Here is a 20,673-nt window from a genome sequence, read left to right on the forward strand (position 1 = left end):
TTCACCGCCTATCGCTCTTTACGGCGCGTCGGGAAGACAGGGCCGCGCACCGTCATCTTGTCCGGATCAAAAGGCTTCTGGAGCCGAACAACGTCGTCGTATGAGCCGCGCAACCACGTCTCGATATCGTCGGGATCGAGTATCGTAATCATGGCTTTGGGGTGGATCGGGCTAACCAGCGTATTGGGATCGCACGTCACCATCGTAAAGCCGTTGCCCTCCGCTGTGGTCTGCCAGAATCCCGCAACAGCGAACACAGGCTGACTTGGCACCGAGAACCACATTTCGCCTTTGAGGGGCGGTTTGCCGTCCTCCAGATCGTGCTTGTCCGGAGTGAACTCGCAGAACTCCGTGACAGGCACGAGGCAGCGGTTTTCCGGCTTCTCGGCCAGTTTGCGCCATTGAGGGAGCGCGAGGTTCCGCACGTTCGTCATCGGCCAAGGGGCTTTGCCGCCCGTAACGTCCCACGTCATCACGTCCCAGGCGCGTTCGCCGTCCTGTTCGCGGATGATGTAATTGCGGCTCTTCGGCCGCAGCTCGCGCGGATTAAACCGATTGTCGCGGGGGCGTTCGATAAAGAGCTTTGACGCCGATCCCCATAGGGTTTCTGGTTCGCCATCCATGCGGGCGCGGTTGCACATTTTGCGATCCCTAGTCGTCTATTGCGTGGTCACGGATCGCTTGAGCGATCTTACGCAGCAGCTCCAGAACGCGATCGTCAGTTTCGCTTTCCGCGAACGCTTCGACGATTTGAGCGGACTGTTCAAAGCTATCGGGGGTGTTTGCCATACCGCGAAGATGGTTCATCCGCTCGCGTTAGGCAACGAGCCGTGCGGCGATCGTCAGGCTAGTTGGAGCGCCCTACAGGATCGAGCTTCCAGCTTATCGGCGCACCGTCTGCGATCGAGCGCATGACCTTCGCAATTTCACCCCGACAATAATCCGCAGTCTCGCGCCGATCCTTTGCCGTGGTCGCTTCACCCGATTGCATGACGAGAGTAGCAATCGCAGCACATAGCGCGTCCACCGCGCTATCTAGCTCTATATAACCGCCCTCCGCACCTGGCACAGCGCCCGCGTCCACGACCGCAGTAAGCACGCCTTGAACGACCTTCTCGCGGTACGTCGGTGATGTGTCGCTAGTTGGAGCCATCGCGGTAGCTTCGACGCTTAACCGAGGGCTTACATGGGGTTCGCAATGATACTCGAAAGCACGAACCCCGCCGCGTAAAATCAGATCAGCCGAAAATCTAGCCGTTCCCTTTCTGTTCTTTCATGCGTTATGAGGGGCCGAAGGGAGACGCCAAAATGCTGCCGCTGATGCAGCCAATTCCGATCGCAGATATTCCGCTAGGCATATTTCCGCGCATTCTCGCAGCCGCTGGAGCTGGATTCCCATCGCCCGCGCAGGACTGGGCCTGCGAGTCCGTCAATCTGGTGGACCTGTTACGATTGGATCGAGCCGCGAGCTTTGTTTTCCGGATCGAGGGAAGCAGCATGAGGGATGCAGGAATCCACGATAACGACGTGGTTGTGGTCGATCGAGACACGCGCCCGTCAGACGGTCATATTGTAATCGCGGTTGTAGATGGCGGGTTCGTATGTCGCCAACTGGTGTTCCGCGAAGGTGTGCCGCACTTGGAGGCGCGCAACGTATCGACCAGCTATCCCGTGACAATCGCAGATGAGGCGGTCGACGTGTCGGGCGTCGTCCGATCGGGCGTCCGCGACTACCGGCGTTAGATCGAGCTATGTCCTACGCAATCTGTGACGTGGCGAATTTCTATGTATCGAGCGAGCGGCTTTTTGATCCTCGCTTGCGTGGCGTGCCGGTAATTGTACTATCCAACAACGACGGATGCGCCATCGCTAGAAGCGAAGAAGCAAAGGCCCTGCATATAAAAATGGGCGATCCGATGTTTAAGATTCGTGACGTTGTAAAACGTCACGGAATACAGGTTCGTTCGTCTAATTATGAATTGTACGCCGATCTAAATAGGCGTTTCAATGCCGTTATTGCGGAGTTTTCCGGCACGGTTGAGGTCTATTCAATAGACGAGAGTTCTTTTCGCCTTCCCGTTCTTCCGAGCGGAGTTGGCGACGTGGCAACCGCGCACCGCGTCATCGATGCCATATCACGAAGCGTTGGTTTGCCTACCCGCATAGGATTAGGACCAACGCGAACACTATCAAAGGTTGCTAATGCTCTTGCAAAAGCGACTGAAAAGATTTTGGGGCGGCGTCGTCGACCTTCACGACGAGGAATTGCGTCGCCGGCTGTTCGCGCAATGGCCGGTCGGAGAGGTTTGGGGGATCGGGAAGGCTCTGGAGGCCCGCCTGAAGCCGCTAGGGGTGCGAACTACGGCTGACCTTGCTGCATTGCCCCCAGCGGTCGCGAGAGACGCCGGAACCGTCGTTCTGGAGCGCCTTGTGCGTGAGTTGAACGGTATCGAGTGCGCCGAGTTCACGGTTGAACCGGAGGCAATGAAGGGAACAGCCGTCACGCGGCAGTTTGGCGCACCTGTCAGCACGTTGGACGACCTATGCGAGGCGATGGCACGTCGCGCAGCTCGCGCGGCCGAGAAGATACGCGCGCAAGGGCTGATGGCGTCTCGCATGATCGTCTTCGCGCACGGCAGCAGATACCGGCCGAACCCACCGAGCGCATCGCGATCGGCGCGCTTGTCCCCGGCGAGCCATGACCCCCGCGTAATAGTCGGGATGGCAACGAGGCTTACCGAGGCGATGTTTCAGGAGGGCGGGGTATATACGAAATGCGGGGTTCTTCTGGAGGATCTAAACCCGGCTGGAGCGGCGCAGACCGACTTGTTCGCGATATCCGACCCGCGCGCTCCTGGCCTGTTAGCCGCGATGGACGGACTAAATGCGCGCTTCGGACGAGATACGATCACCGTTGCGGCGCAAGGGCGCGGGCCAAAGTCTTTCGATACCAAGCGCAGCCAGAAATCTAATTCGTGGACGACCAACATCGCGGAAATCCCGGTTGCGCGATGAGTACTGCGCGTTTTGAAACGACGATGGATTACGCGCGTCATCGCGCAGATATGCGAATCGTGTGCCAGTGCGGGCGGACGATTAATGTACCGTTCGCCAACGTATTGAAGCTCTTTGGCGGTTTGCCGCAAACAATGCCGCAAGCCATTGCGCGGCTAAAGTGCAAGCGGTGTTTCAAGCGGGGGCAAGTGACGGTCTCGCCTGTGCCTACGGTTCAGCGATAAGGCTTGCAGCTTGTCGTTAAGGACGTGGAACGTCCTCTAGTATTCTCATAAAGGATCGAATTTTGGGAATGGCCTCATAAGAGGCGACAGCTATCCTCCCCCCATTCCGGCCATTCCGCTATCGCCCATTCCCGGTCGATTGGGACGCGCGTTCAGCGTCTCGAAACCGGTCGATCGTTAAGTTCGAACCATTCTACAAAAAGCTTCCGAATCGTAGCGACGTGGCCACGGAGATCGTTCGGCACATCAACTGTCATTCGATGTAAAGGTCGGATATCGTCTGCCTCCTCGACGTAGTGGGTTATACAAGGTCCCCACGTCACATCTTTGATAACAGAAACGAAAAGTTCGCGAACGCCGTCTTCGGCATAAAAGCTCGATCCGTCGATTGGATTGTAAGCGGATGCTGGACGAATACGAACGCCAGAATTTAAAATAGTAAGTTCGGCCGCAAGCTCTAGTCGCTCAGCACTCAGTGTCTTTAGGTTGCGGTCCACTGCGAATTACCCTGAGCCAAGTTTGTATGAAGGCTCTCATACCTACTTTTTTGATGATTTTGGCCTCAAATCTGCCGTTCCGTTTTTCTTCATAACCCGGAAATTTCCGAAATTCGATCCTTCACGAGAACGTCGGAATCGGCAAGAACACCCAATTACAGGTATTAGGCAGATCGGTCGAAGGTTGAGCTATGTTCGATGATGCTATTGCGGGTAATTTATGGATGATCGCTGTCGTGGCAGCTGTGGTTGGCGCTGGCTTAGCTGGGTTTCCCCGTTCTCGACTTCGAAGCGTGCTCATCTGGAGTTGGTGTCTTGCGCCAGTGATATTAGCGGTTTGTGTAATGGCTGCCTTGATCCTGCAAAGCGACTATCACGCGGCCTTCTACGCAACGTATTTTCCTTTGCTTTTGACCATTGCCCTGCCTCTATGGTCGGGTTTGGCGCTCACTCCTTACGAGATAATTCGCCGCTGGCGCGAAATGCGTAACGAGATCAATGGCCGGAGCGACTAACCGAGAGGCGCAACATCCACTTCCACCGATCCCTTCCATTCCCAAAATCCGATGCTATTTCGGGAAACAGCGAACTACCGGTGTGCCCACCTGTGGTGGAGCAATCCGCCCGGTGTGATAGCGAAAAAGGCTTGAGTGCCGGGAAGACCCGACAGCTGCTGCGGCGCAGCAGGCCGGGTCGCCGTCCCCCCGGGGGGCGGTCACCTCTAGGGAACGCCATGTCGCGGAAGGTTGCTTGGCGTTTCAGCGAAGATGACGCGCCAAACGGGACGCTCCGCGCGGAAGGTCGGGCGGCTATCGGAGTCTCGCGTTAGCTGAACAGTGACCCGCGTCACCCCCAGTTCGTCCGCTGACACCTCATGCCAGCTTGTCGGATCGGCGGGGTCGGTGAACGTCACGAACATCGGCCAGGTCCTGATAACGTCGTCGCGATGATAGGGACCGTCGCTGATGTCGCCTCGCAGGACCTGACGGGGCAGATCGCGCTCCGTTTGAAGGGCGACCGTCGGTTCGTATTTGCCCTTGCCGTTCTCAGACTCGCGCTTGGTGGCCAAGATGGTTGCGACCGCCTCGGGTGGAACATCGTAGATCGGAAGGGCGTAGACAGTGGCTCGCCCGGGTGCGGCAATGGCGACCGGGTTATGGTTCGTATGATCCACATGCTGTTTGCGCAGGCCCTCAAGGGCGAAGTCCGATTCATACTTCACCTGGGTAACGGACGAGAACGTCCGCCCGTCCGCATATATCGTAAGACGATACCGGTAGTCGTCGGGTGAATCGATCGAGGCGCACGCCTTCAGCGTTACGAAAAACATCATGCTGACCAGCAGGAACAGAAGCGCCCCGAATACCTCAAAACTGCCTGCCCACTTCATGGCGATTACTGTAGGGCTTAAAAGCGTGACGAATGGTTAAGCACCGCGCTTCAGACCTGCGGCTGGAGCATAGCCGACGGAGCGCCGGGAGTGCGGGGGGGCGTAACTGGCGTTTTCACTATTCCCAAAAGGGATCGAGTTTCGAGAATGCCCGCCTCATTCCGGTTCGCGACCTGACATGTATCGCTGATATCTGCACCTTTGTCGGGGCCTAGCGCCAACGCGGATCGCAAACCGCGCGTTGACTCCTCATGGCAATGAGGTTCAATTTTGGATCATGACCAATGCTGACCACCTGATCCCGCGACTTTACAAGGTGAGTACGCTTTTCGTGGCTTTATCATCTACGGCATGCGCTTCGGCGCAGGACTATGACCAGGCGGCAAGAAATGCGGCACGGGCATGCAATGTCTCTGAAGGCAATCTCGTTTTAACTAGTGATCGTGGCGTTGATCAGCGACGTTTCTGGTTGGTGGCTCGGCGTGGCGCGGTAACACAGGCGCAATTTGACTGCATCGATAAATGGTCAGTTACCAACTTTACGCTCCATGCAGAATTGGCTTCGTCCTTACCTCCAAGATGGCCGAGCAAAGCGGAAACCGAACAGCAAGCTGATCTTTTGGCGAACAAGATGGTCGCGGAAAGGGTATTACCCCATCCGTGATTATAGCGCCGACTTACCGACATCTGGCAGGCGTTAGTGTACGTAAGCCGTAGGCGTTTCCGCGTTACGATCCCAACTTAGAACGCCCTCGCTACACTGCGACGTTCTCGGAATCGATGGTCAATCGAGAACCGTGGGCTTCGTCCCGGCGTCAGCGTGGGAACCGGCCATGGATGGGTGCTGCGACGACGCCTGCTGGGATTGGAAGCGTGCGGAACTCCGCCATCATCGTCCCGTTTCGTCCGTTGAAACGCTCATCCAGCGGTCGACAGCAATTGACGCGCTCGGCCCGGAAGGCGCGATAGTCGCCTCGGACCTCGCACCACGCGCCGATAGCCGTTTACATTTAGACCTGCGAGGTGCTGACCGTAGCCGCGATTGTAAACATCGACCGAAAGCAACGCCAAAAGCAGATCCTGGTTCATTGCCGGCCTCACTGCGCAAAGTTTTCCTGAGTCACCCGCCTCGGATCTTCCACCGAAAGGCCACCATACCACCTTACGAAATCACTACTGGATTTATAAGGCGGCATGTCTCTCTCATCGTTGCGAGAAACCGGATCGTCAGTGATTTCTACCCTCACTAATTTTAACACGACGCCTGCCCCGAGCTCTTCCTCAAATTTTTCCGGATAAAGAGGTTGAATGCTGGTGACATCCTCGCTGTCTTCAAACCGGACAAAAAAAGGGCAAACGTCGCCACCTGCCCCCGGAACTCTACAGTCAAGACTACGCATCAAGCCTGGCTGAAGCTTAATCGCATTAAGATCTTCGATGCGATCGTTGTGGATAGGCAATTTGCCAGCCTTACCTCGCCCAATGTCGCCAAACAGCGTTTCTGGAATCAGGCTCATGTTGTCGAACGAGGTAGGCAGGTCGTTAGCGGATCGGCCGGCCAGCAACGCGTATATCCGTCCTTTAAGAAGATGGACAATGATTGCCTCCCCGCGTAATTTGGATTCATATCCACCGTTTAAACCTTTGGAAACAGTCACGCTCCATACGCTTGATCCAGACCGGAGACGACCGTGATCGAGTACGTCAATCGATATACGGTATCTTACCTCGCTTGATCTATGGCAACTTGCAGTGAAGATGAGCATACCGCAAATAGCCAATAATCTAAATCGTTTCCTAAGCATCAGCCGACTTTTCCGCAATCTATTGCAGCCTTGGCCACTCGTTGATGCTCAGTTGAAGGAACAGAGAAGTGCTTAGCTGCCCAAGCGGTCAATAGGCGACAGGCGCCGTTTAGCACGTCACTCGATCTGCGGAACGCCAACCACGCCTTGCGATCCGCAACAAACTGGTGAGCCCGAGTCACCAGAACGCGAACGTCACCTGTTCGGGACATACGCTCTGCGGTCAGGTCAAGCCTTAGCCGCAAACCGCCAGCTTCATAGTTCGCAATGTAGAACTCTTGGCTAGGGTGCAATCGATCAACCCGCATCCAGCCGGTGGTCTCGTCATCATAGAAGCGCTGCTCGGCGTTATCGAACCTAATCATTGGCAGAACATAGCCGAGACTGTGTTCATGATCTCTGAATTTCCACGTAGGCGCGTCGGCTTCCCGAATGGGAACGGCGATCGAGAAGGCCCAGGCATTCCCGGAATCGATCCTTTTCGAGAAAGCACCCAGTCCGCTAGCGCCCAGGATGCGACGTTTTGACACATGAAGACATGCTCAGACCTGTTGCTGCGGGCCGCTGGCAATCTGGGCAGACATGGCCCAATGTGCATTTGCTTTGGGAGCCTGGACTAGGAGCGGCCATGTTGGGTGATCGTTGGGGGATAGTCCCATGCGTATGCGCGGCAGCACTATCGGCTTCGCCGGCAGTCGCTCAAACCGCAGGTGACAAGGTGGCCATCATCCGAGTGGTAAGTCAGCAATACGAGATGTTCGGAAAACGAGATGCCGTTGGCTATGGCAAGCTGTTTACGGAAGACGGCACATTCATTTCGATGCCGGGATTGAAGATCGATGGACGCCGCGACATCACAGATGCCAACGCCAAATTCTTTACATTTATGAACGTCGAAAAAACACGAATGGCGTATAAACAGCCGCGTGTTAAATTTCTCAGTCCGAATACGGCTATAGTTTATAGTCCGTGGAGCGGTTTGTGGATGATTGGCGAGACTCGCGAGGAGTCCGGTTATTTGACGATGGTGATGTGCAAGCAGGCAGGCGGTTGGAAAATTAACTCGGCCACCAATGCTGCCAACGCAATGGGCGCAAAGGATTTTGATCTGGTGGATTATGACCCCGCTGATCCCCGTTGGAATGGGAAGGCGCAATAGAGGCCTCGGGTAGCTTTTGCTGACGTCCGCCATAGCCTTCGAACCGAACCGGAGGGACCGCTGACCACCAGACATTGCCCTACTTGTATCCGCGTGCAGGCCGAGTTTTGGGAGGCCGCTGGTGTTCTCATTGGCCGATCCCAATCGAAAACGCCCCGGCGTTCTCAATCACCGTTTGTTTTCAGGAAAGCAGGGAGCGGCCGGAAGCGCCCAGTTGTGGTCATAGTGACTGGCGTGCAACACACCTATCAGGGATCGCAAAAGCGATCGTTGACACCGGAGGCACTATGAAACGTATCCTGGGAATCGCCATGGCCGTAGTTGTCTGCGCGGGCACGGTAGCGCTGGCCCAATCGCCACCTGCGGGCCTGAAGCGGACCGATCTTCTACGGCATGATCTGTCGATAGAAGGTCGTGAAGCGATTCAAACGCGGGTGGATTTTGCGCCGGGCGCGGTGGCGCCTTGGCACAGTCACCCGGGTGAAGAGTTGATCTATGTGCCAGAAGGCGCGCTTCAGTTTCAGATACAAGGGCAAGAGCCCGTAACTCTCAAAACTGGAGATACCTATTTCATCCCCGCTGGTGTCGTCCACACGGCGCGCAATCTTGGGACAATCCCCGGCGTCGAACTGGCAACTTATATCGTCGAGAAAGGCAAGCCGCTTCTCGTGCGTGCCGCGAAATGAACGGCAGCTAATCGCCAGACCCGGCCATTCCCGAAACTCGATCGTTAAACGGGAAAAGGATGGACTGCTGCCTCCAAGCGCTAAAAAAAGCCCGCTCGATCGAGCGCTTACCAAAAGGTACGTACTAGACTTTTCGACCACGATCTCCACCTTCGCCACCGAGCAACGGCGAGGTGAATAGAATGGCTGGACGACCCTTTCGCGGCATCGATCACGTCGGCATCACGGTGCCCGACATCGAGGCGGCTACGACCTTCCTGACCGTCGCTTTTGGCGCTCAGGTCATCTACGAGTCCTTTTCGGCCGATCAGTCCCCGCAGGGTAGCACCGAGATGGAGCAGGACCTGAACCTCGCCTCGGGGACGCAGCTCGTCGCCGCACGGTTGATCCGGCTCGGAGTCGGGCCGGACGTTGAACTGTTCCAACTCAAGGTGGACGATCAGCGACCCGCAGCCCGACCCAGCGACTTCGGCTTGCAGCACCTTGCCCTCTACGTCGATGACATGGACGAAGCGATCCGTCGCTTCAAGGCGGCCGGCGGAAGGATGTTTTCACGCTCCAACCCGTTCCTATTTCCCAAGGAAGTCGGGCCGGGAAACGGCTTCTGCTACGGCCAGGCCCCTTGGGGGATGATGATTGAGTTCCTGACCTACCCGTCCGCGATGGGCTTCGAGAGCGACACCCCGCTCCGTCGCTGGCACTCCAACAGCTAACCTCATAGATGAAGGATATCACATGGTGACCAACGAGGATGTCATTCGCGCCCTCTACGGTGCGCCGAGGCTGCTCACCAGGACGCGGACAAGTTCGGATCCCTGTTCCATGACGACTGCTACTTCCTTGATGAAGCATCTGGCATGAGGTGGGTTGGGTCGGACGTTCGCCAGCCGATCGAGGCAATCGCGGGTGCGTTCCCCGACATGCACCGCGAGTTGCTGCGCTTTCATCTCGGCGCGCTCAATAACCTGAACGCGGCGGTGAAGCGCTAGTCTAAGCCGGACGCTCCCGGTCGGAACGGTCGGCCGGACAGCTGATCTACTGCGGAGCGTCCGCCTGGCGATGGATCGCGCGCGCCTCGGCGATGCGCGCGATCTCGCCGATGTTCCTCGCTCCCCACTCGCACACGGGCTGCATGGAATCGCACAGGTCGCGCCCGAACGCGGTAGGCTCATATTCGACGTGAGGCGGGACCGTCTTGAAGTCGATGCGGCGCACGAGCCCATCCGCCGTTAGCTCCTTTAATTGCTGGCTCAGCATCTTCTCGCTGACGCTGCCGACAAGCCGTCGCAGTTCACTGAAGCGACGCCGCTCCCCGCACAGATGATACAGAATCAGCAGCTTCCACTTGCCGCCGACCAGATCGAGCACGGCCTCCATGCCGCACCGAAAGGCCGGGCCTAACGGGTTGTTTCCATTGTTCGTCATGCTTTCCAAATGGGGTGTACTGGCAAGCTTTCTAGAGCACCCGCAAAAGCCGCTTGGCTGACGTGGGCGTTCCCGTAAACGAACCTCGACCGGGATCGCAGAGGGGAGGGGGAGGCTACATCGCCTCGCCGGCAGGGTCGTTTCCCAAAACCCGTTCCCAATTACGCTTTCCCGAAAAAGGCACGTGGCAACGGAGTTATGAGAAAGCGGTAGCTTCGCGTATGTCCTGAGTTTCGGATGTGGCGTACGTCGTCGCTCCTGCAATACGGCCACCCAATTCGATGCTGGCGCTCAGTCGATGTTTACCATTTTACATTAAAGCGCTGGTATGCGCTTTGACCTATCTCACCTTCGTTCCATTCAAGCCGCTTGGTTGAGCAAGCGACACCATGTTGCCCGCCTGAGCCCAGGTCGGTCGTGGCTGCTTTTCGGCTTCAGCTTTGCGGTACTTACCGCTCTGGCAATGACAATCATCCTCACGTCAGAAGCGACCCGCGCACAACAAGAACGCGCTCAATGGTGGCGGGTCCACACTCTCGATGTGTTGATCAGCACCGAACAGGCTGACACCGCCTTGAACCGCGCCATGCGTGGTGAGCGAAGTTATTTGGCAACGCAGCGTCCACAATCGCTAATGCTTTTTGAGCAAAGCCTCTCTGACTTCGCCCGACTGACGCGCCACGTTCGCGAACTCATTCGTGACAATGATGCGCAGTTACGTCGCTTGCGCGTCCTCGACCGACACGTCGCAACCTTCGCCTCCATCGCGCAGCGGGTGGTGGATCGCGTCAGGGTCCACGATCTGCGCGGTGCGATAATGATCTCGCCGGTTGGTCGGGAGCGTGAAGCCGTCGAGGCTGCGAGCGTGGTACTGGACCAGGTAAAGACCGTTGAGCGCCGGCTACTGGCCCAGCGCGAGGTTAAAAACGCCCAGGTGCTGGCGCAGTCCGCACGCATCACTCGCATCGTTCTCGGCTTGATCGTTTTACTGCTGCTGTTGGTGGCCGCGGCGGTGACGATCATGCTGCGGGCACGTGCCGAGGTGTTACGCGCTACTGACGAGGTGAAGGCAAGCGAACGTCTCTACAGATTGATGTCGGAAAATTCGAACGACATGGTTGTTGCAATCGGTCTCGACGGTGTTCGCCGTTACGTGTCGCCCGCCTGCAAATCGTTGCTTGGCTATTTACCCGAGGAGCTGATTGGCGGAATACCAGTGGCAGCGATCCACGTCGAGGATCGCGCCCGTGTGGTCGAAACGTGCCAGTCACTGCTCACCGGCATCGAAAACCCAATTTGCTCGTATCGGCAGCAGCACCGCGATGGTCATTATGTCTGGCTCGAAGCGACCTATCGTTTGATCCGCGATGATGATGGCGGACCCACCGAGTTCGTCGCCAGCGTACGCGATGTTAGCCAGCGACAGGCAGTGGAAAAACGGGCGGCAGAGGCCGCAGCGCTCCTCGAGGACAACAACCGATTGTTCGCCATGGCAGCCTCGATTGCCAAGCTCGGCCATTGGCGTGTGGATCTCACGCGCAATGAGGTAAGCTGGTCGAGCGAAGTGCATCGGATGCACAATCTTGGATTGGACTACGTGCCCACTCTGACAAGCGGCATCGATTGCTACCACATCGATGATCGCGAACGCGTGGGTGCGATCATAGAAGAGGCTATAGCATCGGGAGAACCTTTCGATTTCGCCGCAAGAATCGTGCTGCCCGATGGCACCGCGCGCGAGGTCGCTGTCCAAGGTCAAGGGGAACAGGGCCCGAATGGAGATATGCTCAGCATCTTCGGCGTTATCCAAGACGTAAGCGTCCAAGCCGCCGCCCAGGAGGCGATCAGTAATAGTGAGCGCCGGTATCGCCTGCTAGCTGACAACGCGACGGACGTTATTTTGCGGACCGACGAGGCTGGCATCGTCACCTACATCTCACCGTCATGTGTGGAGTTGTCGGGCTATACAGCTGACGAGCTACTCGGACGCCCTTGCTCAGAGTTCATTCATCCGGACGACTACGGGGTGGTCCATGCCGCGCATATCGCGATCATCACCAAGACAGAGCCCGCGGTTACTGTCGAGTATCGCTTGAAGCAGAAGGAAGCCGGCTGGCGCTGGCTTGAGTCGCACATGAAGGCTTGGCGCTTGGATCATTCGGGAGGGGCCATCTCGGCAATCCGCGACATTGAGCAACGCAAGGTTCTTGAACGTGATCTGGTTGCTGCACGCGATGCCGCGGAGGGTGCCGCGCGTGCCAAATCGGCCTTCCTCGCGAACATGAGCCACGAGATCCGCACACCGATGAACGGTGTGCTGGGGTTTACCGAGATCGTCCTCGCGGGCCAACTCGAAGCCCAACAACGACGCCACGTCGAATTGATTGCCGAGTCCGGCCGCTCAATGATGCGGCTTCTCAACGACATTCTCGATGTGTCGAAGATCGAGTCGGGCAAGATGGAACTTGCCCAGGAGCCGGTCGATCTACGCCACGTGATCCGTCGCTGCGTCGACCTGATGGAGCCGGTGGCACAGGTAAAGGGCGTGTCCCTTTTGACGGCGTTCTCCGCCGACATACCACACAGCATTTCTGGTGATGCGCTACGTCTGCGGCAGATCCTCCTCAATCTAATAGGCAACGCACTAAAGTTCACCGATCGCGGCACCGTCACCATCCAATGCCAGATTAACGAGGATCAGCTACAGCTCAACGTGGTCGATACCGGGATAGGGATCGCGGCGGACAGAATCGAAGCCATTTTCGAACAATTTGCGCAGGCCGATGAGCGCACCGCCGGGCGATACGGGGGAACAGGCCTGGGCCTCACCATCAGCGGAAATCTAGCCCGCTTGATGGGAGGATCGATCACGGCGAAGAGCGTCGTCGGCAAAGGGTCGACATTCAGTGTTGTCGTGCCGCTACGATCAACCGAGTGTAGGGCTCCCGACGTCGAAGCATCGCCGCCCGTCGCTGCCGCTCAACGCAAACATAAGCCGCGCGTGCTGGTCGCTGAGGATCACGACATCAACCAGGCGTTGATGATGGCAATGGCGGAGCGCGCCGGTATGGACGTGACGATTGCAGTCGACGGGCTCGAGGCGATCACGATGGTTGAGGACGCGGCTCGCGCCGACCGGCCATACGATCTTGTCCTAATGGACATGCAAATGCCTAAACTGGACGGACTGGAGGCAACCCGTCGGCTCCGACTTGCGGGGCATCAGCCAGACACGCTTCCAATCGTCGCTCTTACCGCAAACGCGTATGAGGAAGACATTCGAGCTTGCCTAGACGCCGGTATGCAGGCCCATCTCGGCAAGCCGATCCGCATCAATGAACTCACCGCAACGCTCTCTCGCTTCATCCGGAAGCCTCGTGCGGAGGACACACCTGCATCTTTTATCACGCCCAAGCTGCGGGCTCGCTACAATGCGCGAAAGGCGGAGGTTGCGTTTAGGCTCGAAAGGCTGGTCACGGCGTTCGATCCCGAAGCCGAGGTAATCAATGACGCGCGAGACGTGCTTCACAAATTGAGCGGCACCGCAGCGATGTTCGGCGAGGCCGCGCTTGGGAAGCAGGCGAGAGACCTCGAAGAGCTCCTGCTAGATTGGTCGGCCGCGTCAGCGCACCTACCGGTTCGCGCGGCTGTGCTCCAGCTAATAGCCGATCTGTGCCCCGAGGATGCTCCCACGTTGAGATCGATAACGCTTGCGCCGTGATCGCCGGTTGATCACGGTGCGGCTCCACGTCTTAGTAAGACTTAGCGACTAGTCGGTAGTATACGGCCACCCGCCGCGCCTTGATGGAGACGGTATTTTGGCTCGGATCATCATCGTGGACGACGACGAGATCATGGCGGAAATCGTCAGCGAAGCGCTAGAAGCCGCCGGCCATCTGGTCAGCGCTGTGCATGATGGCTTTGACGCGATGGAAGCAATCTCGCGCGGCGATCCCGACCTTCTAGTCCTCGACTACAACCTGCCGGGACGGACAGGCATGGATATTCTTCGCGAAATCCGCGCTTCACCGCGCGCCGAAGGCCTGCCAATCATTATGGTTACGGCCCACGGTGGACGGCTGCTTATGATCCGTGCCGATCAAACCGGTGCCGACGATTACATCATCAAGCCATTCGCGCCCGCTGAGCTTGTGCAGCGAGCTGAGGCACTGCTACTTAGCAGCCGCATCACCCGTGCAGCCTTGCGGCTGTAGACCGCGATTATGGCACGTACATCTACGTCGAGGATGACGACCTGATGGGAGCGGTGGTGAAGGACATCCTCACCGCCGCTGACCATCTCGTCAGTGTGATTGCCCATAGCACCCTCGGGTTCATCACAATTGTTTTCAAAAAGCACGACTTCGTGATCCTCGACCTGATGCTCCTCGGCATAGACGGAATTGCTGTGATTCACGCCTTGCGGCGTGATCCACCATCATAACAGTGTTGCAGCGACGATGGCTGGCACTGGCCATGAGAAGTAATAGCCCTGTCCCAGAGTACAACCCATGGACTTCAGCATCATCGCTTCCGCGGGTTCCTCCACCCCCTCCGCTACGATTGCTACGTCGAGCTTTCGGCCAAGTTGGACAATTAACTCCACCACGGCCAGTGTGCGCTGGTTGCCGCTCATCCCGGCTACAAACGACTTGTCGATCTTGATGGTGTCGATCGGATATCGATTCAGATAGCTGAGTGACGAATAGCCGGTGCCAAAATCGTCAAGCGCGATGCGCACTCCCAGCCGCCGGACGTCGTCGATGGCGTCGATGACGTTTGGCGTTGGGTGAAGAAAAACGCCCTCAGTGATCTCAATTTGGACGGAGCTTGGCGAGAGGTCCAGTTCCATCAGCAACACGGCCAGCTCCCCCACAAAGTTGGCATCTGCGAATTCCGTCGCCGACACGTTGACACTCATTCGCAGATCGGGCCGCCCACAGGCGACCTGCCAGCGCTTAAGCTGAGTGCAGGCCTCGACGCGTACCCAGCGATCGATCTGACGGATCAGACCGATCTCCTCGGCAGCGTCGATGAACTCCACTGGCGACAGAAGGCCATGAGCTGGATGCCGCCATCGCAAGAGAGCCTCAAAGCCCGCCACGGCTTCATCACAGAGGGTCACGATCGGTTGATACGCCAGCTCGAACTCGCTTCGCTCCACAGCGCGGCGGAGATCGGTCTGGAGCTGCAATTTGGCAACCGCGGTTGCGTGCATCGACTCGTCAAACACCGCATAGTCCCCGTGCCCCGCACGCTTCGCCTCGTACATTGCGATGTCCGCGTCGCGCAGCAGCGCCTCGGGGCTGCTGTAGTGCACTGATGAGCGGACGATTCCGATGCTGCATGCGGGAAAGACATCCTGCCTGCCAAGCCGCACCGGCGCACGCATGGTCGCCAGGATGCATTCGGCAGTGCGGACCGCGATAGTTAGATCGCTGGCCTCATCAACCAGAACGGCGAACTCGTCACCGCCGATGCGGGCCAGCGTGTCCTGTGGCCGTATACAACCCTTAAGACGCCGCGCAATTTCTTTCAGCAGCGTGTCGCCGGCGAGATGCCCAAGGCTGTCGTTTACAACCTTGAAGCGATCGAGGTCTAGGAAAAGAACAGCGCAAGGGCGTGCAGGGACGTCACCGTTACGCTCGATCGCTTCTGCCAAGCGCTCCATAAAGAATGCTCGGTTGCGGAGTCGCGTCAGATTATCGTGATAAGCCGTATAGACGAGTTCCGCCTCTACACGCTTGCGCTCGCTGATTTCGGAGGCGAGCATTTCGTTTTCGATCTGCGTGATACGCATTCGCATTGCGAGCTCTTCGGCCGCCTTACGCTCAGTAATGTCGCGCTGAACAGACACCCAATGTGTAAACCATCCGGCTTGGTTGGCGACCGGGACAATACTCAGCTCCACCCAGAAGGGAGTGCCGTCCTTTCGGTAGTTGACGAGCTCGACCTCAACAGGTTCCCACTTCGCAAGCGCATCGCGAAGCTTTGCCCGAGTGACCGGGTCGGTAGCCGGACCCTGAAGAATTCGTGGCGTCCTGCCGAGCACTTCGTCGGCTGAATAGCCGGTAGCCCGCTCGAACGCCGCATTACAGAACAAAATCCGCGGGCCGGGAAGATTAACCGGCTCGGCCTCGGTGATAATGATCGAATCACGCGCATGCACGGCAACGGATTCCAGAAGCCGCAGACGTTGGGACTGCTCGCCGTGACCCCGCGGGCTATTGTTCTCCTGGCTAAGGGTTTCCTCTAGCTCGATCAACGTGCCACAGTGCGCAGCCTGTGCATCTAGGACGTAAGTTTGCGCGGGACTTAGCTGGCCACGTGCCAGTTCATCGATTACAAGTAGCAGACCCCTGACGCCGGACGCACGATCGAAGGCGCTGGCAACTGCGAAACCTGAATGCGCTTTATCTGTGAAGTCCACGCGTAAACGAGCGACACCGCGGGGGGGCGGTAAAATTTGAAACGTTCCCGACGGGAGGGCCGATGTTTCCGCGGATTTTACTACCGCAAGATCCTCGAACACAAGCGAACCGGCCGTCGCTCGCAGCTCGTATTTTCCATCTTTCAGAACGAGAACGGCCGCTCCTGAACACGCTGTCGCGCGCATCGTCGAGCCTAACAGCTGATCAAGATCCGAGGTGATGGTTGAAGGCTGCGTAAAGACCGCCTCGCCACCGGTCCAACGCGCCAGCGGGTCGTGAAGCATTCAGAACTCCCCACTAGCAAGCCTCCGAGCCAACCTCGAGTGCGTTGCAGTCCGAATCCTCTTATTGTGCTACGGTAAAGAGCGGATGAACCGAACCGTAGGGGTATCAGCCGCTAGCGGATATGCTCTACCTTGAGGCCCTGAACCTTCACCTTCTTCCATTCGCGATCAGCGGTGAGGGCGGGAACGCCCAAATGCATCGCGAGCGCCAAACAGGACCGATCACCGAGGCCCCGTCCGAACTCTCTGGTCTGCGCGTGCAGTCCAGCGGCCGCATAGGCGGCCTCCACATCGTGAGCCCGGATATCGAGACGAAGTTCGTCAAGCAGCTCGTGAATGGTCGCGGCATCCAAGCCATTGAGCAGAAGCTCCTTCACCACTTCCTGAAGGTTGACGGCCGAGATCGCGGCTCGTCCAACATGCGGCCCGACCTTGTCCGCACCGGGTTCGTCCCGAACTAATGCCAGAACAGCGGAAGCGTCCATTACGACCGATGTCATACTCAATCCTGCCAATCGTCTGGCTGATCAGCTTTGCCTGCGTCCTCGACAGCTTCTGCTTTTCGGTCAGAAAGGAAGTCGTCGATCGTGCGAGCGTGTTTGGCATGTTCTCGGTAAAGGGCTTGCGCGCGGGACACCCCATGGCCGATTGGCGACAGCCGCACCTGATCGTTCTCAACCGTCAGGATGACCTTGGCCTCTCCGTGAAGCCCCATGGCCTTGCGAACCGAAGCCGGTAAGATCATACGCCCGTTTCCCGCCACCTTAATGTCTATGGATTCGGTTGGCACGGTGACACTGCTCCTTATCAATAATCGTGTACTCTATGCCACTGCAAGCGAAGTGGCACAACGTCGTATTTGACATGGTCCCAGACCTAGCACCAGCGTCATGTCCATGTCGGTATACCCTGCATGTACACACGTCGTGATACATAAATCCCGTTCAATCAGGGTCGTTATCATAGAGATTGAACAGTCTGTGTCGCAGGTCTAGAACCTGACGGAACAGATGGGGCAGTCATGACGCTTTTTGGTTACGCACGCGTATCGACCTTGCAACAAGACCTCGGAATACAGGAGGCCGCACTGCGTGCTGCGGGATGCCAAACAATTCGGTCTGAAAAAAGGTCTGGGACTCAGCGGAGCGAGCGTACCGAACTGCAAGTGCTGCTCGACTTCCTCCGCAAAGGCGACACGCTAGTTGTTACACGGATCGACCGCCTCGCGCGGTCAATGAAGGACCTCCAAGACATCGTTCATGAGCTAAAGGGCAGGGGCGTCTCACTCAAAGCGACGGAACAGCCTATCGACACCAGCACTGCAGCCGGCAAGGCGTTTCTCGATATGCTTGGTGTGTTTGCAGAGTTCGAAACGAACTTGCGGCTTGAACGCCAGATGGAAGGTATCCAGGCGGCCAAGGCGCGCGGCGTGTATAAGGGCGGTAAGGCTCGCATCGATCCAGACGCCGTACGGAAGTTGATTACGGATGGAATCAAGCCCGCCCATATCGCTCGACAGCTCGGTATCTCCCGGGGCACCGTTTACCGGTACATACCAAAGCCCTCCGAAAGTTCGGGTTAACGTCTATGAACGAAGCTTCCCCACGGGGAGATTGGCAACTACCGCAAACCAGAGGAACGGGGTGCGTATGACGACTATTGGAACACGGATCGACGAAACAGGTACGCTGCTTCGCGAAGGCGGAGCATTTTACCTTCGTCGTGATCTTGGCGGCCGCTACGAGCTCGAACTCCATCGCACGCCTGTCGATCTAATTGAGAAGCGTGTGCGACTACTAGGCACCCTTGTCGGTCCGGATATTGTAAACGCAGACGGCGTAGCCCCGGCGTAAAAGGACCGAGAGCGGATATATCACTGGTCTTTTATTCACGGGTAACGTCGATAGTAAGTAAATCAAGATGCCCGCATGGGCTGGAGGCTATTAGATGCGGCTAGTCGGTAGTACGGGAAGTGAAAGAACCTTTGATATCTTGAATAAGATAAAGGGCGAGACGTTAAACGTTCTTACCGACCAAGTTTCAATTTATGGGGCACATTCGGCGCTTGGAGGCGATCGTCAAGCACTTCGGCGTATCCTACTGGGGGCGACGACGGATACGTCTCTTGGCGGGGACGACGGTGATCGGGTCCGTCGTAATCGCCTGCAAGGCCGGGCAATATCGACTGCCCTCGCACGAGCGCTCGCGGCTGCGGAAATCCGACAAACGCGCCTGCCTCCTGCGCAGGCGGTGCTCCTAACTGAACGAGGTGCCATTATAGGCAATTGCAGTCTGACCACCGGCGGTCTCGGCCTTTCTCCACAGTCGCGGCTTGGATTTGTGCAACAGACTGAGAACGAGGTGGAACTGGGAATGGTCACCCAGTGGTACGAAACAGAGTGGAACGCCGCAAACCCGGAAGGGCCAGCAGTCGCGGTTCTGACCGAAGCCGTCACAGTCGCTGCTGCCGATCACGCACCTGCCGCAGTCTACACGCAAGCGCTGAACCAGCTCTTTGCCGAGATGGAGGCCGGCACAGATGCGTCGCGCATTGTCGACCCTGCTACTGGGATTCGCGAGACGCAAATTTGGTCGAAGCTATATCGCTTTCAGAAAGACGGCGTCATTGGCGCAATCGACAAACTGCAACGCTTTGGCGGTTGCATTATTGCCGACAGTGTTGGCTTGGGCAAAACTTTCGAGGCACTGGGCGTTATCAAATATTTCGAGTTGCGCAATGCCCGGGTACTCGTCCTCGCTCCCAAGCGATTACGTGAGAATTGGACGCTCTGGACGCGTAATGACGTCCGCAACATATTGGCTGCTGACCGCTTCGCATTCGATGTGTTGAACCATACCGATCTGTCGCGCGAAGGTGGCAGGTCCGGCGATGTTGACTTGGGTAACGTAAACTGGGCGAATTACGACCTCGTCGTCATCGACGAGAGCCATAATTTTCGAAACCGCCCTGCCGGCAAAGGCGACCGAGAGAGCCGGTATGACAAGCTGCTAAATGCCGTTGTGAAGGCTGGCGTAAAGACTCGAGTACTGATGTTGTCGGCAACCCCGGTGAACAACCGCCTAAATGACCTCAAGAACCAAATTGCGTTCGCTACTGAGGGACACGACCAGGCTCTGGTCGGACACGGCATTGTAAGCATCGCTGGGACCATACGTATCGCGCAGGGCCAGTTTAACCGTTGGCAGCAACTCCCGGAAGCGGTGCGAACACCCGCTAAACTGCTTGAGATGCTGGGCTTCGATTATTTTCGGCTGCTTGATCTTCTCACCATCGCGCGCAGCCGCAAGCATATCGAACGTTACTACGGCACCGCGGAAACCGGCACTTTTCCTGAAAAGTTCGCACCGACGAACATAAAGTCAGATGTCGATCTCACTGGCACGTTCCCGGCAATCATCCAAGTTAACAACGAAATTCGCCGACTAATACCAAGACTCTCTGATCAGGACCGATGGGCCCACGACCGCAGTCCGATGGACATGATGCGCCACGGCTGATCGGTGAGGCGGTTCCAGGCGAAGCAGCAATGGTCGAGGATGTCGTCGTAGGATTTGAAGATGCGGTTCGACAGCCAGTTGTCGCGCATGAACTGCCAGACGTTTTCGACCGGGTTGAGCTCGGGGCATTTTGCCGGCAGCGGCAGCAGCGTGATGTTGGCCGGGACGATCAGCCCCGCCGAGAGATGCCAGCCTGCCTGGTCAAGTATCAGCACGGCATGGGCGCCGGGCGTCACGG

General features: G+C 57.4%; 24 protein-coding genes and 1 pseudogene. 15 read left to right on the plus strand and 10 right to left on the minus strand.

The genetic code is table 11. The features are described 5' to 3' along the window. Positions 1 to 8: 8 nt before the first annotated feature. A complete protein-coding gene (locus tag RI03_RS16085; RefSeq protein WP_010218574.1) occupies positions 9 to 641 on the minus strand; it encodes an SOS response-associated peptidase family protein in 633 nt (210 codons plus the stop codon). Positions 642 to 651: 10 nt separating this feature from the next. Beyond that, positions 652 to 807, minus strand: coding sequence for a hypothetical protein (locus tag RI03_RS24115; RefSeq protein ID WP_170318384.1), 156 nt, complete (start codon positions 805 to 807; stop codon positions 652 to 654). A 501-nt stretch (positions 808 to 1,308) separates the two neighbouring features. Between RI03_RS24115 and RI03_RS16090 the strand changes: the two genes are divergently transcribed. The 4 genes and pseudogenes from RI03_RS16090 to RI03_RS23625 all read left to right on the plus strand — a co-directional run bounded on the left by RI03_RS16090 (position 1,309) and on the right by RI03_RS23625 (position 4,251). Beyond that, positions 1,309 to 1,743 carry a peptidase gene (locus tag RI03_RS16090; protein ID WP_037515451.1) on the plus strand — a complete coding sequence of 145 codons (435 nt, stop codon included), beginning with the start codon at positions 1,309 to 1,311 and terminating at the stop codon, positions 1,741 to 1,743. Between the two features lie 8 nt (positions 1,744 to 1,751). Next, positions 1,752 to 2,144: pseudogene (locus tag RI03_RS25385) on the plus strand (Y-family DNA polymerase); the annotation flags it as partial. 58 nt (positions 2,145 to 2,202) lie between these two features. Then, positions 2,203 to 3,015 (plus strand): DinB/UmuC family translesion DNA polymerase, encoded by an 813-nt coding sequence (locus RI03_RS25390; protein ID WP_010218579.1) that lies wholly within the window; start codon positions 2,203 to 2,205, stop codon positions 3,013 to 3,015. 912 nt (positions 3,016 to 3,927) lie between these two features. Continuing rightward, positions 3,928 to 4,251, plus strand: coding sequence for a hypothetical protein (locus RI03_RS23625; protein ID WP_138995685.1), 324 nt, complete (start codon positions 3,928 to 3,930; stop codon positions 4,249 to 4,251). Positions 4,252 to 4,457: 206 nt separating this feature from the next. Here RI03_RS23625 and RI03_RS16100 read toward each other — a convergent pair whose 3' ends face one another. Further along, entirely contained in the window at positions 4,458 to 5,126 is a 669-nt protein-coding gene (locus RI03_RS16100) for a hypothetical protein (protein ID WP_010218581.1), read from the minus strand. A gap of 277 nt (positions 5,127 to 5,403) precedes the next feature. Here RI03_RS16100 and RI03_RS23630 point away from each other — a divergent pair, with 277 nt between their 5' ends. After that, positions 5,404 to 5,790 carry a hypothetical protein gene (locus tag RI03_RS23630; RefSeq protein WP_138995686.1) on the plus strand — a complete coding sequence of 129 codons (387 nt, stop codon included), beginning with the start codon at positions 5,404 to 5,406 and terminating at the stop codon, positions 5,788 to 5,790. Between the two features lie 433 nt (positions 5,791 to 6,223). On the opposite strand, the gene RI03_RS23635 is transcribed toward RI03_RS23630, so the two are convergent. Together RI03_RS23635 and RI03_RS16105 are read right to left on the minus strand one after the other, a co-directional pair. Then, positions 6,224 to 6,784, minus strand: a complete 561-nt coding sequence (locus RI03_RS23635) for a hypothetical protein (RefSeq protein ID WP_138995687.1) — start codon at positions 6,782 to 6,784, stop codon at positions 6,224 to 6,226. A gap of 146 nt (positions 6,785 to 6,930) precedes the next feature. Continuing rightward, positions 6,931 to 7,461 carry a hypothetical protein gene (locus tag RI03_RS16105; protein WP_138995688.1) on the minus strand — a complete coding sequence of 177 codons (531 nt, stop codon included), beginning with the start codon at positions 7,459 to 7,461 and terminating at the stop codon, positions 6,931 to 6,933. Here RI03_RS16105 and RI03_RS16110 point away from each other — a divergent pair. From RI03_RS16110 to RI03_RS25125, 4 genes are all read left to right on the plus strand, one after another. Next, complete coding sequence (locus RI03_RS16110; protein WP_238542414.1) at positions 7,455 to 8,090, plus strand: YybH family protein; 636 nt, start codon at positions 7,455 to 7,457, stop codon at positions 8,088 to 8,090. The genes RI03_RS16105 and RI03_RS16110 overlap by 7 nt on opposite strands. A gap of 287 nt (positions 8,091 to 8,377) precedes the next feature. Beyond that, complete coding sequence (locus RI03_RS22775; RefSeq protein ID WP_010218585.1) at positions 8,378 to 8,776, plus strand: cupin domain-containing protein; 399 nt, start codon at positions 8,378 to 8,380, stop codon at positions 8,774 to 8,776. A gap of 182 nt (positions 8,777 to 8,958) precedes the next feature. Continuing rightward, positions 8,959 to 9,489 carry a VOC family protein gene (locus tag RI03_RS16120; RefSeq protein ID WP_010218586.1) on the plus strand — a complete coding sequence of 177 codons (531 nt, stop codon included), beginning with the start codon at positions 8,959 to 8,961 and terminating at the stop codon, positions 9,487 to 9,489. A gap of 144 nt (positions 9,490 to 9,633) precedes the next feature. Further along, positions 9,634 to 9,765: a hypothetical protein gene (locus tag RI03_RS25125; protein ID WP_274517565.1), complete on the plus strand. Its 132-nt coding sequence runs from the start codon at positions 9,634 to 9,636 to the stop codon at positions 9,763 to 9,765. Positions 9,766 to 9,811: 46 nt separating this feature from the next. Here RI03_RS25125 and RI03_RS16125 read toward each other — a convergent pair whose 3' ends face one another. Further along, entirely contained in the window at positions 9,812 to 10,153 is a 342-nt protein-coding gene (locus RI03_RS16125; RefSeq protein ID WP_010218589.1) for a winged helix-turn-helix transcriptional regulator, read from the minus strand. A 511-nt stretch (positions 10,154 to 10,664) separates the two neighbouring features. On the opposite strand from RI03_RS16125, the gene RI03_RS22295 reads away from it, so the two are divergent. From RI03_RS22295 to RI03_RS16140, 3 genes are all read left to right on the plus strand, one after another. Beyond that, positions 10,665 to 13,922 carry a PAS domain S-box protein gene (locus RI03_RS22295; protein ID WP_051007281.1) on the plus strand — a complete coding sequence of 1,086 codons (3,258 nt, stop codon included), beginning with the start codon at positions 10,665 to 10,667 and terminating at the stop codon, positions 13,920 to 13,922. 97 nt (positions 13,923 to 14,019) lie between these two features. Then, positions 14,020 to 14,415, plus strand: a complete 396-nt coding sequence (locus RI03_RS16135; protein WP_010218591.1) for a response regulator transcription factor — start codon at positions 14,020 to 14,022, stop codon at positions 14,413 to 14,415. Positions 14,416 to 14,471: 56 nt separating this feature from the next. Next, positions 14,472 to 14,645 carry a hypothetical protein gene (locus RI03_RS16140; protein WP_170318385.1) on the plus strand — a complete coding sequence of 58 codons (174 nt, stop codon included), beginning with the start codon at positions 14,472 to 14,474 and terminating at the stop codon, positions 14,643 to 14,645. On the opposite strand, the gene RI03_RS16145 is transcribed toward RI03_RS16140, so the two are convergent. The 3 genes from RI03_RS16145 to RI03_RS22785 all read right to left on the minus strand — a co-directional run bounded on the left by RI03_RS16145 (position 14,640) and on the right by RI03_RS22785 (position 17,706). After that, a complete protein-coding gene (locus RI03_RS16145; protein ID WP_138995689.1) occupies positions 14,640 to 16,916 on the minus strand; it encodes a putative bifunctional diguanylate cyclase/phosphodiesterase in 2,277 nt (758 codons plus the stop codon). The two genes, RI03_RS16140 and RI03_RS16145, sit on opposite strands and share 6 nt — an antisense overlap. Before the next feature lie 113 nt (positions 16,917 to 17,029). Continuing rightward, positions 17,030 to 17,416 (minus strand): type II toxin-antitoxin system VapC family toxin, encoded by a 387-nt coding sequence (locus tag RI03_RS22780; protein ID WP_010218597.1) that lies wholly within the window; start codon positions 17,414 to 17,416, stop codon positions 17,030 to 17,032. 2 nt (positions 17,417 to 17,418) lie between these two features. Beyond that, positions 17,419 to 17,706 (minus strand): AbrB/MazE/SpoVT family DNA-binding domain-containing protein, encoded by a 288-nt coding sequence (locus RI03_RS22785; protein WP_010218599.1) that lies wholly within the window; start codon positions 17,704 to 17,706, stop codon positions 17,419 to 17,421. 231 nt (positions 17,707 to 17,937) lie between these two features. Between RI03_RS22785 and RI03_RS16160 the strand changes: the two genes are divergently transcribed. The 3 genes from RI03_RS16160 (at position 17,938) to RI03_RS16165 (ending at position 20,435) form a co-directional block, all read left to right on the plus strand. After that, positions 17,938 to 18,498 carry a recombinase family protein gene (locus RI03_RS16160; protein WP_010218601.1) on the plus strand — a complete coding sequence of 187 codons (561 nt, stop codon included), beginning with the start codon at positions 17,938 to 17,940 and terminating at the stop codon, positions 18,496 to 18,498. 67 nt (positions 18,499 to 18,565) lie between these two features. Beyond that, positions 18,566 to 18,769, plus strand: a complete 204-nt coding sequence (locus RI03_RS24750; protein ID WP_081504233.1) for a DUF5818 domain-containing protein — start codon at positions 18,566 to 18,568, stop codon at positions 18,767 to 18,769. A 139-nt stretch (positions 18,770 to 18,908) separates the two neighbouring features. Continuing rightward, positions 18,909 to 20,435: an SNF2-related protein gene (locus tag RI03_RS16165; RefSeq protein ID WP_138995690.1), complete on the plus strand. Its 1,527-nt coding sequence runs from the start codon at positions 18,909 to 18,911 to the stop codon at positions 20,433 to 20,435. Here RI03_RS16165 and RI03_RS16170 read toward each other — a convergent pair. Beyond that, on the minus strand, positions 20,381 to 20,673 hold a 293-nt coding region (locus RI03_RS16170; RefSeq protein WP_026046790.1), incomplete at its 5' end, for a transposase. The two genes, RI03_RS16165 and RI03_RS16170, sit on opposite strands and share 55 nt — an antisense overlap.

This window comes from Sphingomonas sp. PAMC 26621 (assembly GCF_000251145.1).
GTDB lineage: Bacteria > Pseudomonadota > Alphaproteobacteria > Sphingomonadales > Sphingomonadaceae > Sphingomonas.